The sequence below is a fragment of the Nocardioides acrostichi genome (assembly GCF_015319165.1).
GTDB lineage: Bacteria > Actinomycetota > Actinomycetes > Propionibacteriales > Nocardioidaceae > Nocardioides > Nocardioides acrostichi.
Map to the genome: position 1 here is coordinate 72,806 of NZ_JADIVZ010000008.1, position 15,379 is coordinate 88,184.

The following is a 15,379-nucleotide window of genomic DNA, read 5'->3' on the forward strand; positions in this document are numbered from 1 at the left end:
CCCGGGGCAGTGGAGGATCTCGATGCCGCTCAGCCTTCGCCGTAGGTGTCGCGCAGGGTGCGCTTGAGCACCTTCCCCGTGGGGTTGCGCGGCAGGGCGTCGACGACCTCGACGGTCTTGGGGCACTTGAAGTGCGCGAGCTGTTCGCGGCTGTAGGCGATGAGCTCGTCAGGGGTGGCCGAGGCGCCCTCGTGGAAGGCGACGACGGCCTTGACCGACTCGCCCCATCGGTCGTCGGGCACGCCGATGACGGCGACCTCCATGACGGCCGGGTGCTCGGCCAGCACCCGCTCGACCTCGGGTGAGTAGATGTTCTCGCCGCCCGAGATGATCATGTCCTTGAGCCGGTCCTGCACGTAGACGAACCCGTCGGCGTCGAGGCGGCCGCCGTCGCCGGTGCGGAACCAGCCGTGGTCCGGCCCCCCGTGGTGCAGCACCTCGGCGGTGGCCTCGGGCTTGCCGAGGTAGCCGGCGAACAGCTGTGGGGTGCGCAGCCAGATCTCGCCGTGCTCCCCGACGGGGAGATCCTCGAGCGTGCCGGGGTCGACGATGCGCACCTCGACCCCCGGCAACGGCTTGCCCGCGGAGACCAGTCGCTCGGGGTGCCCGCTGGAGACGGCGGTGCGGTGGTCCTCGGCGCTGAGCTGGGTTGCCACGCCGCAGACCTCGGTGAGCCCGTAGACCTGGATGAAGTCGGTGTCGGGCCACGCCTCCATCGCCGCGCGCAGCAGCGGCGGCGGCATGGGCGCGGCGCCGTAGGTGTAGGTCTTCAGCGCCCCGAACAGCTTGACGGCGTCCGGCCCGGACTGGAGCACCTGGGCGAGCACGGCCGGCACCAGGAACGTGCGGTTGGCGCCCCCGAGGATGGCCCCGGCCAGCGAGGCGCCGTCGGGTTCGCGGGTCATGATGCTGGGGATGCCGTCGTGGAGGCCGAACATGATGTACGACGACCCGCCGACGTGGAACAGCGGCATGGCGACCAGCGACTTGTCGCCCTCCTCGAACCCCCACCCGTCGTGGGCGGCCAGGGTGTGGGCGCTCATGTTGGCGTGGCTGAGCGTGACGCCCTTGGGCCGCCCGGTCGTGCCGGAGGAGTACATGATGAGCGCGGTGTCCTCCGGGGTGACCTCGCGGCTGCGGCCGACCGGAGTGGCCTCGGCCAGCAGTTGCTCGTAGGCATCGCCCGCGCCGCCGCCCGGTGTCACCTCGACGACGTGCTCGACGTGCTCGAGCTGGTCGCGGATCTTCTCGATGGCCGGCATGAGCTCGGTGCCGACGACGAGCACCTTCGACCCGGCGTCGTTGATCGCATAGTCGATCTCGTCGGGCGCCAGGCGGAAGTTGATGATGGCGTTCGCCGCGCCCAGCGACCCGGCGGCGAGGCTCAGCTCGAGGCAGGCGGGGTGGTTCTTGTCGAGGAACGACACCACGTCGCCGCGACCGACCCCCCATGCCGCCAGGGCGCCGGCCAGCCGGCGGATGCGGTCGTCGAGCTGGGCGTAGGTCCAGGTGCGCTCGAGGTAGGTGATCGCGTCGGCGTCGGGCGTCGTCACCGCCCAGTGCGCCACCCGGTCGTCGAGGAAACGTGGCTCCGGGGCATCGGAGGTGTCGATGAGCCGGGGCTCGGCGTGGGGCTGCTGGGTCTCGGTGTCCGTGGCCGTCATACGTCATTGTGACCCAGGACACACATCGGTCTCAACCGTGGCCAGGGTTCTTTCCCAGCGCCAAGTGGAGTCTCAGCGCAGTCACAGACATGCCACGCACGGTTGAGGACATGAACGACGAGAACCCGGGCGGTCCCAGCGATCCCCGCGACCCTGCCGGCGACGCCGACCGCTGGAGTGGCGCGCCCTCCAGTTCGGGCTCCAGCTCCTCATCCGGCGGTGGACCCACTCCCCCCACGAACCCGTTCCACGACCCGTTCAACGATCGTGGCCTGCACGACACCGCACCCGTCGGTGTCGCGGCGTCCGCGGCCCCGGCCGATGACGAGCACACCGCTGCCATGCCGCCGTACCCGGCCTCGACCGCCGTCGCACCGAAGAAGGCGCGCGGCGGCCGCATGGTCTTCGCGGCAAGCGTCGTGGCGGCGTCCCTGCTCGTGGGCGGCGGCGCCGGCTTCGGCGGCGCGGCGGCCTACCACTCCTGGCAGGGCGACGACGGCGGCACCTCCACGCCGTCGGCGGCCACGAAGACCTCCGACGTCGTCGACACCCCCTCGACTCCCGGCCAGGACGGCTCGGTGCAGCAGGTGGCGTCCGAGGTGCTGCCCTCGGTCGTGAAGATCGACGTCAAGGGCAGCCAGGAGGAGGGATCCGGCTCCGGCATCATCCTCTCCTCGGACGGCACGATCCTCACCAACAACCACGTGGTCGAGGTCGCCGGCCAGAACGGGTCGATCGTCGTCGACTTCAACGACGGCTCCAGCGCCCCGGCGAAGATCGTCGGTACCGACCCGCTCACCGACACCGCCGTCATCAAGGCCCAGGGCGTCAGCGGCCTCACGCCGGCCACCATCGGCAAGTCCAGCAGCCTGGCTGTCGGCCAGGGTGTCGTGGCCATCGGCTCGCCCTTCGGCCTCGACGCGACCGTCACCAGCGGCATCGTCTCCGCGCTCGACCGGCCCGTCGACGTCGGCCGCGACAGCAGCGACAACGTGACCGCCTACCCCGCGATCCAGACCGACGCGGCGATCAACCCCGGCAACAGCGGCGGTCCGCTGGTCAACCTCTCCGGGCAGGTCGTCGGCATCAACGCCTCGATCCAGACGACCGGCTCCGACTCCTCCTCGCCGTTCGGCCAGACCCAGGAGTCCGGCTCCATCGGCCTCGGGTTCGCCATCCCGATGGACGAGGTGATGCCGGTGGTCGCTCAGATGATCAAGGGCGAGACCCCGACCCACGCCCGGCTGGGCATCTCGGTCAGCGACAACACCGCGGCGTCCGGCGACAACGCCGACACCACCGAGGGTGCCCTGGTGCAGGACGTCTCGTCCGACTCCACCGCGAGCAAGGCCGGTTTGTCGAAGGGCGACCTCATCACCAAGGTCGACGACCACATCATCACCGGCGCCGACTCGCTGGTCGCCACGATCCGGTCCTACCGCCCGGGCGACAAGGTCACCGTGACCTACCTGCAGGATGGCGACACCAAGACCGCGGACCTCGTGCTCGACTCCGACGAGGAGGTCAGCAACTCCTGAGCTGACCCCACCCACGTCCCCGGACGCACGCTCGTCCGTCCGGGGTCCGGTGGCCACGGACTCCTCTCTCCCGCGGTCACCCTCCGACGCGCGACCCGCTCCTCTTTCGACGCCGACTCGTCATCGGCGGGAGCGGGCCGCGCGTCGTCATGACGGCGGGCAAATTCACCGGACGTCCGGCGAACTTGCCCCCGGGACGGTGAAATTTCGTCGTCCCTGGGGCGATTTCACCGGACGTCCGGTGAATTCGTCCCGCGACGGACCCCGCACCCCGGGGGGGACCGGGAGGCCGGGGGGACCGGGGGGGGTTGCCCGGCCGCACGACGGCTCAGCGGACGCGCTGCACGCGCCCCTCGTCCCAGACCGGCTCGTCGGACTCGTACACCGAACCGTCGGCGCCGTAGACCAGGAACCGGTCGAACCCGCGGGCGAACCAGCGGTCGTGGGTGACGGCGAGCACCGTGCCCTCGAACGCGGCCAACCCCTCCTCCAAGGCCTCGGCCGACTGCACGTCGAGGTTGTCGGTGGGCTCGTCGAGCAGCAGCAGGGTCGCCCCCGACAGCTCCAACAACAGGATCTGGAACCTCGCCTGCTGACCGCCCGAGAGCGACTCGAAGGTCTGCTCGCCGGACGCCGAGAGCTCGTAGCGATCCAGCACCCGGGCCGCCTGCTCACGGCCCATGCCCGCTCGTCCGTCGGGGTGTCCGTCGCCGCGGTGCAGGACGTCGAGCAGGGTGCGGCCGATCAGCTCCGGGTGGTCGTGGGTCTGCACGAACCAGCCGGGCCGCACCCGGGCACCCAACTTGGCCGTGCCGGTGTGGACGACGGGCGCGATCCGGTCGGCGACCTCGCCGACGGGCCGGTTGCCGACGTCCGGGTCGGTGCCGCCGCCGGCCAGCAGCCGCAGGAAGTGCGACTTGCCGGAGCCGTTCGAGCCGAGCACCGCCACCCGCTCGCCGTACCAGACCTCCAGGTCGAAGGGACGCATCAAGCCGGTGAGCTCGAGGTTCTCGCACACCACGGCCCGCTTGCCCGTGCGGCCGCCGCGCAGCCGCATCGTCACGGCCTGCTCCCGGGGCTGGGCGGTCGGCGGCCCGGCGTCGGTGAACTTGCGCAGCCGGGTCTGCGCGGCCTTGTAGGCGCCGGCCATGCCGTCGTTGAACTCCGCCTTGGTCTTCAGGTGCAGCACCAGCGCCTTGAGCTTGGCGTGCTCCTCGTCCCAGCGGCGCCGCAGCTCCTCGAAGCGGGCGAACCGGTCGCGCCGAGCCTCGTGGTAGCTGGCGAACCCGCCGGGGTGGGTCCACACGGTGTTGCCGGCCCAGCCGAGCTCGACGGTGACGACGCGGGTGGCGGTGTGGTCGAGCAGCTCCCGGTCGTGGCTGATCATCAGCACCGTCTTGGCGCTCTCACGGATCCGCCCCTCGAGCCAGATCTTGCCGGGCACGTCGAGGTAGTTGTCGGGCTCGTCGAGCAGCAGCACCTGCTCCGGGCCGGCCAGTAGGTACTCCAGCACCAGCCGCTTCTGCTCCCCGCCCGACAGCGTCGCCAGCTCGCGGTACTTCGCCCGCTCGTAGGGCACGGCGAGCGCGGAGGTCGTGACGACGTCCCAGATCACCTCGAGGTCGTAGCCGCCGGCGTCGGCGTACTCGGCCAGCGCCTCGGCGTAGCGCATCTGGGTGCGCTCGTCGTCGGTGTCCATGAGCGCCAGCTCGAGCCGGTCGACCTCGGCCACTGCCGCGCGCACCCGCGGCGGGGCCACCGACAGCAGCAGGTCGGCGATGGTCGCCCCCGGCCCCAGCCCGGCCTTGACGTCCTGCCGCATCACGCCCAGTCCGCCGCTGCGGGTCACGGTGCCGGCGTGCGGCTTGAGGTCGCCGGTGATGATGCGCAGGAGCGTGGTCTTGCCCGCGCCGTTGGCCCCCACCAGTGCCACCTTCGCGCCCTCGCCGACCCGGAACGACACCGCGTCGAGCAGCACCCGCCCGTCGGGCAGCTCGTAGCGCACTCCAGCGACGTCCACATGTCCCACGGGGCCTCATGCTCCCAGGCCCGGCGCCCACCGGTCACCTGGTTTGCCGGGTGCGCTCAGAGATCGAGGGCACGGTTGAGCCAGGTCGAGGCGACCACCATGCCCACCCGCTCGTAGAGCCCCAGCGCGCCGGTACGGGAGTCGGTGGAGAGCGAGGAGCGCACGGCCCCCTGGCGGGTCGCCTCGCCGAAGCAGTCCACCAGCAGCGCCTGCGCGAGACCTCGACCCCGCTGGTCGGCTCGGACGGCGAGCTGGTCGACGTAGCCCTCGACCCCCGTGCCGCCGTCGGGCAGGTCGACGGTCGCCATGGCCAGGAACGCCATCGCCACCACGTCACCGCCGGGGTCGGCGACGACCCGCAGGTGCCACGGCTCGAAGCCCGGACGCCGCACCGAGCCCGCGCACCAGTCCTCGAACGACTCCCGCTCACGCTCGTCCCATTCGAGGAAGGCGTCCTCCTCGACCGCCCAGCACGCCGGCCACTCCTCGGACTCAGCGGCGCGCACGACGTACCCCGACGGCAGCACCCGCTCGGGTACCCGCGCACCCGCGGGCAGCACCAGCACCCAGCTCTCCCAGCGCACCCGGTAGCCCAGCGAGGCCAGCAGCCGGTCGGCGTCCGAGCCGCGCGCGACCGGCATGCCGATCGTCGTCAGACCACGCGAGCGAGCCGTACGGCCGAGCCACCCGGCGAGTGCCGTGCCGATGCCGCGGCCCCGCTGCTCGGGGTGCACGGCGGCGTCGCAGCGGTCGCCCCCCATCAGCTCGCCGTAGCCGACGAGACGCTCACCGCTCCACACGCCCACGCTGCTGGCGGCGAGGTCGTGCGAGGGCCGCTGCCAGTCGGCGACGATGTCGGCCTCCTCGATCATCACCTCGCCGGTGTCGTGCCGCTCCTGGGCGGCCATCACCTCGTAGACGGCGCGAGCATCGGTGTGCGCGAGCGGCCGCGAGGTGAGGCCGGCGGGAAGGTCGAGGTCCACGAGGCACATCGTGGCTCCTCAGACGCCGAGCAGCACCTGCAATTCCCTCCAGGCGCGCTCCCCCAGCCGCCGGTCGGCAGTCTCGGTGCCGCCGCGCGCCATCCGCTGCCCTCCTGCGACCACGGCCTCCCCCGGCAGCACGGTGCGGTGCCCCGCCTCCGCGTCCGTGACCACGGTGGTGGCGAGCCCGTGCAGCGCCCGCCGGTGCCGGATCGCCTCGGCGTGCTCGACCGCGGGCCAGACCCGGTCGTCCCCACCAGCCACGCACAGCAGGGTCGGAATCCTCTCGACCGCGATGGCGGCGGCCGCCACTCGTTGCGGCGCGACCTCGCGCGCGCGTCGGTACATCCCGGCGTAGCTGGGCGGGTCGTCGTCGGGCTCCCAGTCCTCGGCGAACGGCACGAACGGCACCGGGGTGCCGCCGATGCTCCAGTGCGAGGTCTGGGTGCCGTCGGGGCGCACCCCCGCCCACGCCACGTCGGACGGCGCGAACGCGGCCACGGCGTCGACGGCGCCGTCCGCGTGGGCGGCGGTGAGCAGCACCGCCTCGGCCCCGAAGGAGAGCCCCACGAGCACCACCCGGTCGCACCGGGCGCGCAGCGCGGCCACCCGGGCGAGGAACAACTCGATCGGCACGTCGTAGGGGCCGGGGCTCTGACCCTCGCCACCGAACCACCGCACCGACTCCGCCAGCACCCCCTGCGCCGCCAGTAGCCAGACCCGGCCGACGTCGATCCGCCCGCTCGACCCGGCGACCACCAACACCCCGGCGCCGCCCGGACGCTCGGGCACACACCGCACACCCGCGGCGGGCGGATCGATCTGGCGCAGCGGCTCCTCGCGCATGCGGTCATCCTGCCCTGAGCCGCTCCTACGCATCTCGCGACGCGGGCAGGAACCGCTCTCGGCGTGTCTGGGCGACCGGACCCGACGACCGGACCCGACGACCGGACCCGACGACCGGACCCGACGACCGGACCCGACGACCGGACCCGACGACCGGGCTTCGGCTACCGGGCTTCGGCTACCGACGCGGCCCCTGATGCAGCCCCTGATGTAGCTCGGCGAGCGCCTGCTCCAGGTCGACCTTGGGGCTCCAGCCCCATGCCCTCGCGCGATCGGTCTGGATCGAACCCCGCCATGCGGGCTCGTCGGTCCACTCCGGCTCGACGCCCAGCGCGTCGCAGACGGTGCCGACGTAGTCGCGCTGGGTGGCCCGGGGCGCGGCCACGTTGAGCGCCGTGCAGGCGCCTTCGACCGGCCCCCGGCCCGCGTCGTCGGACGACCGCACCGCCCCCACGGCCACGAGCGCGGCCAGGGCGGCCAGGTCGTCGACGTGCACCCACGCCCACGTCGCGTCGGGCACGGCGCGGCGCTCGGCGGCGTCCGTGCTCATGGCGCGGGGGCGCAGGGTGTTCCACACCGAGGTGTCGCCCGAGCCCAGGATCGCGGGCGGGCGCAGCAGCACGGTGGTGGATCCCTCGACCGCGCCGAGCCCGGTGTCGGTGTCGCGCTTGGTCACCGCGTAGTCGTCGGCGTCGTCGTCGACGAGTGCGGCGGCCTCGTCGACCTCGCCGGCGGACGGCGAACGGTCATAGACCGCGGCCGTCGAGAGGTGCACGAACCGGGCCACGCCGGCGTCCCGCGCCGCCCTCGCCAGCACGGGCGTGCCCACGACCGCGACGGCGTGCTGCGTCGCGAGGTCGGAGCCCATCGGGTGCACGGTGGTCACGACGCCCGCCGCGCCGACGACCACGCGTGCCGCGAACTCCGGATCGGCGAAGTCGCCGACGACCTCCTCGACACCGGCCAGGTCCGGCGCGGCGCCGGGCCGCCGGACGACGGCGCGCACGGGCGCGCCCCGCTCCAGCAGGGCCGCGCAGACGCGAGATCCGACCAGGCCGTTCGCGCCGGTCACCACCACGGGGTCCGAGACGAGATCACTCATGCCCCGAGCCTGCCATCGTGCACCCCACCTGACCCTCACCTGACCGGGATCGGCCCCTCCCGGGCGGAGCCACGCCTGCTCACGCCGCCCTGCTCGCCGAGCCACAGCGCACCCACAGCCTCCGCGCGCATCGTCGTTCTCATGACCGACACCCCCGACCGGCCCCGCCGCTTCGGCCGCAGCATCGTCGCCGGCGGCCTCACCGCCACCGTCGCCCTCGTCGCGGCCGCGTGCGGTCTCGACGCCGCCACCACCCACGGCACGTCGACCGACGTCTCGGGCACGACGACGACCCAGACGACCTCCCAGGGCTCCGGTGACACGACGTCCTCGAGCTCGTCGGGCAGTTCGTCGGGCAGTTCGTCGGGCAGTTCGGACTCCGGCTCGACCAGCTCGGGCTCCAGCAGCTCCGGCAGCAGCTCGTCATCGGTGCCGCAGGGCTCGACCGGTCTCTCCTCCGGCAGCGGCTCGAGCCACGCCAGTTCGCAGGGCTCGTGATGAGCCAGACCGCCGCCCACGAGTGGAGTCTCTGGTCGACCACCGCCCGCCTGGTCGTCACCGACCCCGGCAGACTCCTCCCCGCTCTGCACACGGCCCGGGCCGTCCTCTCCGAGGTCGACGCCGCCGCGAACCGCTTCGACCCGCTCTCAGAGATCTCGCGGCTGCCGGCCCAGGGCGGCACCACCACGCTCAGCCCCATGCTCGCCGCACTGGTGCGCGAGTCGCTGGACGCCGCCCGCGACACCGAGGGCGTGGTCGACCCGACCGTGGGTCGGGCGCTGGTCGACCTCGGCTACGACCGCGACATCTCGCTCGTGCTGGAGGGCGACCGCCCGGTCGCGCGCGTGCGCCGGGTGGCGGGGTGGCGCGCCGTCCGCCTCTCGGGCAGCGAGCTCACCCTGCCTCCGGGCGTGCTCCTCGACCTGGGCGCCACGGCCAAGGCCAGCGCCGCCGACCGCGTCGCCGCGGCCGTGCACCGCGAGCACGGCACCGGCGTGCTGATGAGCCTGGGCGGCGACATCGCGACCGCCGGCGTGTCACCGGAAGACGGCTGGCAGGTGCACGTCCAAGACACCGACGCCGATCCCTCCGACGCCGTCGCCCTCCCTGCCGGCGCCGGCCTGGCGACGTCCTCGACCGTGCGGCGGGCCTGGACCACCGGCGGGCGTCGGGTGCACCACCTGCTCGACCCGGCCACGGGCGAGCCGGCCCCGCGCACCTGGCGCAGCGCCACGGTGGCGGCGCCCACCGCGCTCGCCGCGAACATCGCGAGCACCGCGGTCGTGGTGCTCGGCGAGCGCGCTCCGGCCTGGCTGGTGGCCCACGATCTCGACGCCCGTCTGGTCGACACCGGCGGCCGCGTGCACCGCTTCGGCGGCTGGCCGACCTCGGCCGCGGCCTGAACCTCTCGAACACCCGGGGCGGGTGTGTGACCGCCACCACCCACGGAGCATGATCAGGGCACGACTTCAGGAGGTTCCCGATGCAGCTTGCCCTCTCCGCCGAGGACGAGGCCTTCCGCGCCGAGATGCGGGAGTTCTTCACCACCCAGGTGCCCGACGACATCCGCGCGGCAGTCATCGAGGGCCGTGAGCTCTCCAAGGAGCAGATCGCCGGCAGCATGAAGGTGCTCGACGAGCACGACCTCGCCGCGCCGCACTGGCCCGAGGAGTGGGGTGGCCGCGGCTGGTCCGACCTGCGCCGGCACATCTACCTCGACGAGATGCAGGCCGCCGGATGCCCGGTGCCGCTGGCGTTCAACACCTCCATGATCGGGCCGGTGCTGGCGCAGTTCGGAAGCCAGGAGCAGAAGGAGCGGTTCCTGGCGAAGACGCGCAACTGCGAGATCTGGTGGAGCCAGGGGTTCTCCGAGCCCGACGCCGGTTCCGACCTCGCGAGCCTGCGCACCACCGCGGTCAAGGACGGCGACGACTGGGTCGTCAACGGCCAGAAGACGTGGACCACGCTGGGCCAGTACGGAGACTGGATCTTCACGCTGGTGCGCACGAATCCCGAGGTCAAGAAGCAGGCGGGCATCTCGATGCTGCTCATCGACATGACCTCTCCCGGCCTCGAGGTGCGCCCGATCGAGCTCATCGACGGCGGTCACGAGGTCAACGAGGTGTGGTTCGAGGACGTCCGGGTGCCGGGCGAGAACCTCGTCGGCGAGGAGGGTCAGGGCTGGACCATCGCCAAGTTCCTGCTCGGCAACGAGCGCGTCGGCGTCGCGCCGGTGGGTGCGATCAAGCGCCACCTGGCTCGGCTCAAGGAGCTCAACGGCGAGCGCATCGGCGCCGAGCCGCGGCTGGCGGCCCGGGTGGCCGAGCTCGAGAACGAGCTGCTCGCCCTCGAGCTCACCGCGCTGCGCGTCGTCGCGCACTCCTCCGAGGGCGAGCCGCACCCGGCCTCCAGCGTGCTCAAGCTCAAGGGAACGGTGCTCCAGCAGGCGGTCAGCGAGCTGGGGGTCGACCTCGCCGGCCCGGCGTCCCTGGCCTCGGGCGCGGGTGACGGCACCGCACTGCCCGACTGGACGCCGCACACCGCTCCCACCTACCTCAACCTGCGCAAGGCCTCGATCTACGGCGGCTCCAACGAGGTGCAGCGCCAGATCATCGCCCGCACGATCCTCGGCCTCTGAGCCGCGCACCAGAGACCGGAGCGAAGGAGAGAACGACATGGACTTCACCTACGACGACGAGCAGGAGTCGCTGCGCGACGCCGTGCGCGGCCTGCTCGGCAAGGCCTACTCCGACTTCGAGCAGCGCCGCCAGACCACCAAGGAGGATCCCGGCTTCTCCGAGAAGACATGGCGTCAGATGGCCGAGATGGGCCTGCTCGGGCTGCCCTTCAGCGAGGACGACGGCGGTGTGGGCGCGGGTCCGGTCGAGATCGGCATCGTGTGCCAGGAGATCGGCCGCGTCATCGCTCCCGAGCCCTACCTGCCGGTCGTGGTGCTCGCGGGTGGGCTCGTGCAGGCCTGCGGCACGCCCGAGCAGCGCGCCGAGGTGCTCGGCGGCATCGCCTCGGGCGAGCAGGTCGTGGCCTTCGCCCACGACGAGCCCGGCTCGCGCTGGGCCCCCGCGGCGAGCGGCGTGACGGCGTCCGAGAGCGACGGGTCGTGGACCCTGACCGGCACCAAGGAGCCGGTCGTGGCCGGCGAGCGTGCCGACGCGCTGGTCGTCACCGCGGCACTCCCCGGCGGCGGCACCGGCGCCTTCCTGGTCCAGGGCGCGGACGCCGAGCGCACCGGCTATGCCACCTACGACGGCGGCCGCGCGGCCAGGGTGGTGCTCGACGGCACGGCGGCGACGCCGCTGGGCGAGCCGGGCACCGACCTGACCGCCTCGATCGGCACCGTGCTCGACATCGGCCGGATCATGGCCGGGAACATCGCGCTGGGTGCGATGCAGACCGCACTGCGCTCCACCACCGAGTACCTCAAGAGCCGCAAGCAGTTCGGGGTCACGCTCAACACCTTCCAGGCGCTGACGTTCCGCTCGGCCGACATGTACATCTCCCTCGAGCTGGCCAGCAGCATGGTGCAGTGGGCCACGATGGTCATCGAGTCCGGCGATGCCGACGCCGTCCGCGTCGCGGCCGCCCGGTGCGGCGTCCAGGTGTCGCGGTCGTCTCGACACATCGGGCAGGAGGCCATCCAGCTGCACGGCGGCATCGGCATGACGGCCGAGTACTCGGTGGGCTCCTACACCGCGGTGCTGACCATGCTCGACCACCTGCTCGGCGACGGCGACCACCACGTCGACGTGCTGGCGGCCGGCGTGCTCGACCACGGGTCGCTCGACCCTTTGGCCATGGCGTGAGCACTCCCCGTCCGTGAGACGAGTCGCGGTCTCTTTACACTTGGTCGGTGACCGACGGCAACTACCACACCTCGCGTCGGGCGCGGGGGCTGGCGGTGGCCGCGTGGTGCCTCGCCCTCGTGGTCTGGAGCGGACTGATCGGCATACCGAACGACCCGCTCGGGGTGTTCGTGTGGATCTGGCTGCTGCTCGTGGCCTGGGACGTGCAGGCGCCCCGCCAACACCACCTGCGCTTCCCGCGCGACTGGTGGCCGGTGCTGGTCGGCCTGATCGTCTACTGGCTCACGCGTGGCATCGCCGACAACGTCGGGATCCCCGTGCACTACGAGATGCCGATCCGCGTCGACCGGTGGATCTCGGGCCTCTTCGGCGGACACGAGATCCCGACGGCAGTGCTCCAGCACGCGTGGTGCGCCGACCCGTGCTCGAGGTCGACTCCGCACCGCTGGTACGACACGCTGCTCACGACCGTCTACGCCTCGCACTTCCTGGTCGGGCTCACCCTCGCCGCGGTGCTCTGGGTGCGCGAGCGCCGGGAGTGGCAGCGCTGGATGCGCCGCTACCTGGCCATCAACTACGCCGCCTTGGTGGTCTACCTGACCTACCCCATGGCGCCGCCCTGGCTGGCCTCGCAACGGGGCTACCTGACCCCGCTGGCGCGCACCACCAGCCGTGGCTGGGAGGGCACCGGCCTGGGCCGGGCCAACATCGTGCTCCAGGGCATGGGCAACCAGGTCGCGGCGATGCCGTCGCTGCACACCGGCGTCGCCACGCTGGTCGCGTTGTACGGCGTGTGGCGCCTGCGCACCGCGTGGCGGTTCCTGCTGCTGCTCTACCCCGTCGCCATGGGCACTGCCCTGGTGTACTTCGCGGAGCACTACGTGATCGACGTCCTGGCGGGCATGGCCCTGGCCGCGGCCGTGATGGTCGTCGTCCGCCTCTGGGAGGATCGACACGAGCCCGTCACACCTCAGGAGATCGCGCATGACCCCGCCACCACCCCCGCCGGCACCTGACGCCGTGGCCGGCTCGCCACGAGGACTCGACCTCGAGGCGTTCGCCCAGTGGTACGAGGGCGAGCGGCCCGGTGAGCTCGCAGGGCCGCTGCGCGGCGAGCTGATCGCGGGCGGACGCTCCAACCTGACCTACACCGTGACCGACGGACGACGGCGGTTCGTCGTGCGGCGCCCGCCCCTGGGCCACGTGCAGGCGACCGCTCACGACATGGGCCGGGAGTACCGCGTGATGTCGGCTCTCGCAGGATCCTCCGTGCCGGTGCCGCAGACCTACGCGTCGTGCCCGGACCCCGACATCGTCGGGGCGCCGTTCTACGTCATGGAGCAGGTGCCGGGGCGCGCGATCCGCGACGCGCAGGAGCTGGACGCGCTCGGCACCCACGAGACCGAGCGCATCGTGCGCGACCTCGTGGCCGTGCTCGTGGCGCTGCACGAGGTCGACCCGGACGCCGTCGGGCTCGGCGACCTCGGCCGGCCCGCGGGGTTCCTGGGCCGCCAGGTCAAGCGCTGGGGCCAGCAGCTCGACGGCTCGCGCAGCCGCGACCTGCCCGACGCCGACACCCTCGTGGCCCGGCTGGCCGACCACGTGCCACCCGACGGCGCGCCCGGCATCGTGCACGGCGACTACCGCCTCGACAACCTGCTCGTCGACCCCGCGGCGTCGGGCCGGCCCGTCCTGGCCGTCGTCGACTGGGAGATGGCGACGCTGGGCGACCCGCTCACCGACCTCGCGCTGTTGGTCGTCTACGACACCATCGCCTCCCTCGGCGGCTCCGACACCGGTCTGGTCAGCAACGTCTCGCTGGCGGCGGGCTACCCCGACGCCGACACCAAGCTCCAGTGGTACGCCGAGGCCCGCGGTCGCGAGCTACCCGACCTCTCCTTCCATCTCGGGCTGGCCTACTTCAAGCTCGCCGTGATCTTGGAGGGCATCCACTTCCGCTTCACCCAGGGTCAGACGCTGGGCGAGGGGTTCGAGGCCATCGGCGAGGCGGTGGCGCCGCTCCTGGCCGCGGGCCTCGACGTCACCCGCGATCTTCGCTGACCCACCCACCGAGAGGATCCACCCATGGACTTCACGTTCGACGCGCCCACCGAGGAGCTCCGCGCACGACTGCTGGCCTTCATGGCCGAACACGTGCACCCCGCCGAGGAGCGCTTCCACACCGAGCTCGTTGCCCTCGACGACCCCTTCGCCTGGACCACGGCCCCGGTGATGGGCGAGCTGCGGGCGCAGGCGCGCGGCCAGGGCCTTTGGAACCTCTTCCTCCCCGTCAACCACTACGGTGCCCTGCCCGACGGGCTCGGCGGCGGCCTCACCAACCTCCAGTACGCCCCGCTCGCCGAGATCACCGGGCACAGCGGGCACCTGGCCCCGGCGGCCCTCAACTGCGCCGCCCCGGACACCGGCAACATGGAGGTGCTCGCCCTCTTCGGCACACCGGAGCAGAAGGAGCGCTGGCTCGACCCGCTGCTCAAGGCCGAGATCCGCTCCGCGTTCGCGATGACCGAGCCCGACGTGGCGTCCTCGGACGCGACCAACATCGAGACCTCGATCGTGCGCGACGGCGACTCCTACGTCGTCAACGGCCGCAAGTGGTGGATCACCGGGGCCATGAACCCCGAGTGCGAGATCTTCATCGTCATGGGCAAGACCGACCCCGACGCCTCTCGCCACCAGCAGCAGTCGATGATCCTGGTGCCCCGTGACACCCCCGGCCTGGAGGTCGTGCGGCCTATGCACGTGTTCGGCTACGACGACCACGAGCACGGCGGTCACGCCGAGCTGCGGTTCACCGACGTGCGGGTGCCGGCCGAGAACCTGATCGGCGAGGAGGGCCAGGGCTTCGCCATCGCCCAGGCCCGGCTCGGCCCCGGGCGCATCCACCACTGCATGCGCTCCATCGGCGTCGCCGAGAAGGCGATCGAGCTGATGTGCTCGCGCGCCACCCAGCGCGTCGCGTTCGGCCGGCCGCTCGCGGCTCAAGGCGTCGTCCGGGAATGGATCGCGGAGTCGCGGGTGCGGCTGGAGCAGCTGCGGCTGCTCGTGCTCAAGACCGCGTGGCTCATGGACACCCGTGGCACCAAGGCGGCGCACACCGAGATCCAGGCGATCAAGATCGCCACGCCGGCCTGCGTGCAGTGGATCCTCGACAAGGCGATCCAGACCCACGGCGCAGGCGGGCTGTCGCAGGACTTCCCGCTGGCCGCCAGTTACGCCGGCATCCGCACCCTGCGGTTCGCCGACGGGCCCGACGAGGTGCACAAGAACTCCCTGGCCAAGGCCGAGATCGCTCGGTGGCAGGCGTGAGTCCGACCTGACCCGAGGTCGCGGCAGAGCCGGGGCCGACGCAGGTTTGGGACGCCTGCTCCCGCGGAA

At 72.5% G+C, this 15,379-nt stretch carries 13 protein-coding genes; 8 read left to right on the plus strand and 5 right to left on the minus strand.

The genetic code is table 11. From position 1 onward, the window contains the following. Positions 1–29: 29 nt before the first annotated feature. Complete coding sequence (locus ISG29_RS14675) at positions 30–1,664, minus strand: long-chain-fatty-acid--CoA ligase (protein WP_194504204.1); 1,635 nt, start codon at positions 1,662–1,664, stop codon at positions 30–32. Positions 1,665–1,774: 110 nt separating this feature from the next. On the opposite strand from ISG29_RS14675, the gene ISG29_RS14680 reads away from it, so the two are divergent. Beyond that, positions 1,775–3,202, plus strand: coding sequence for a S1C family serine protease (locus ISG29_RS14680; protein WP_235959952.1), 1,428 nt, complete (start codon positions 1,775–1,777; stop codon positions 3,200–3,202). A gap of 328 nt (positions 3,203–3,530) precedes the next feature. Here the strand turns inward: ISG29_RS14680 and ISG29_RS14685 are convergent, their stop codons facing one another. From ISG29_RS14685 to ISG29_RS14700, 4 genes are all read right to left on the minus strand, one after another. Continuing rightward, a complete protein-coding gene (locus ISG29_RS14685; protein ID WP_194504205.1) occupies positions 3,531–5,231 on the minus strand; it encodes an ABC-F family ATP-binding cassette domain-containing protein in 1,701 nt (566 codons plus the stop codon). 56 nt (positions 5,232–5,287) lie between these two features. Further along, positions 5,288–6,223, minus strand: coding sequence for a GNAT family N-acetyltransferase (locus ISG29_RS14690; RefSeq protein WP_194504206.1), 936 nt, complete (start codon positions 6,221–6,223; stop codon positions 5,288–5,290). A 9-nt stretch (positions 6,224–6,232) separates the two neighbouring features. Continuing rightward, positions 6,233–7,060 carry an alpha/beta fold hydrolase gene (locus ISG29_RS14695; RefSeq protein ID WP_194504207.1) on the minus strand — a complete coding sequence of 276 codons (828 nt, stop codon included), beginning with the start codon at positions 7,058–7,060 and terminating at the stop codon, positions 6,233–6,235. Between the two features lie 178 nt (positions 7,061–7,238). Continuing rightward, positions 7,239–8,162, minus strand: coding sequence for an NAD-dependent epimerase/dehydratase family protein (locus ISG29_RS14700; RefSeq protein ID WP_194504208.1), 924 nt, complete (start codon positions 8,160–8,162; stop codon positions 7,239–7,241). A gap of 141 nt (positions 8,163–8,303) precedes the next feature. Between ISG29_RS14700 and ISG29_RS14705 the strand changes: the two genes are divergently transcribed. The 7 genes from ISG29_RS14705 (at position 8,304) to ISG29_RS14735 (ending at position 15,310) form a co-directional block, all read left to right on the plus strand. Then, complete coding sequence (locus tag ISG29_RS14705) at positions 8,304–8,660, plus strand: hypothetical protein (protein WP_194504209.1); 357 nt, start codon at positions 8,304–8,306, stop codon at positions 8,658–8,660. Next, the gene (locus tag ISG29_RS14710) at positions 8,660–9,565 is read left to right on the plus strand and encodes an FAD:protein FMN transferase (RefSeq protein WP_194504210.1); all 906 of its coding nucleotides are present in this window, start codon (positions 8,660–8,662) and stop codon (positions 9,563–9,565) included. The genes ISG29_RS14705 and ISG29_RS14710 overlap by 1 nt, the downstream gene beginning before the upstream one ends. Before the next feature lie 80 nt (positions 9,566–9,645). After that, the gene (locus ISG29_RS14715) at positions 9,646–10,800 is read left to right on the plus strand and encodes an acyl-CoA dehydrogenase family protein (RefSeq protein ID WP_194504211.1); all 1,155 of its coding nucleotides are present in this window, start codon (positions 9,646–9,648) and stop codon (positions 10,798–10,800) included. A 37-nt stretch (positions 10,801–10,837) separates the two neighbouring features. Next, entirely contained in the window at positions 10,838–11,983 is a 1,146-nt protein-coding gene (locus tag ISG29_RS14720) for an acyl-CoA dehydrogenase family protein (protein WP_194504212.1), read from the plus strand. Positions 11,984–12,030: 47 nt separating this feature from the next. Then, complete coding sequence (locus tag ISG29_RS14725; RefSeq protein WP_194504213.1) at positions 12,031–12,999, plus strand: phosphatase PAP2 family protein; 969 nt, start codon at positions 12,031–12,033, stop codon at positions 12,997–12,999. Next, positions 12,968–14,044: a phosphotransferase family protein gene (locus tag ISG29_RS14730; RefSeq protein ID WP_194504214.1), complete on the plus strand. Its 1,077-nt coding sequence runs from the start codon at positions 12,968–12,970 to the stop codon at positions 14,042–14,044. Before ISG29_RS14725 ends, ISG29_RS14730 begins: the two co-directional genes overlap by 32 nt. Before the next feature lie 24 nt (positions 14,045–14,068). Then, a complete protein-coding gene (locus ISG29_RS14735) occupies positions 14,069–15,310 on the plus strand; it encodes an acyl-CoA dehydrogenase family protein (RefSeq protein ID WP_194504215.1) in 1,242 nt (413 codons plus the stop codon). The last annotated feature ends 69 nt before the right edge of the window (positions 15,311–15,379 follow it).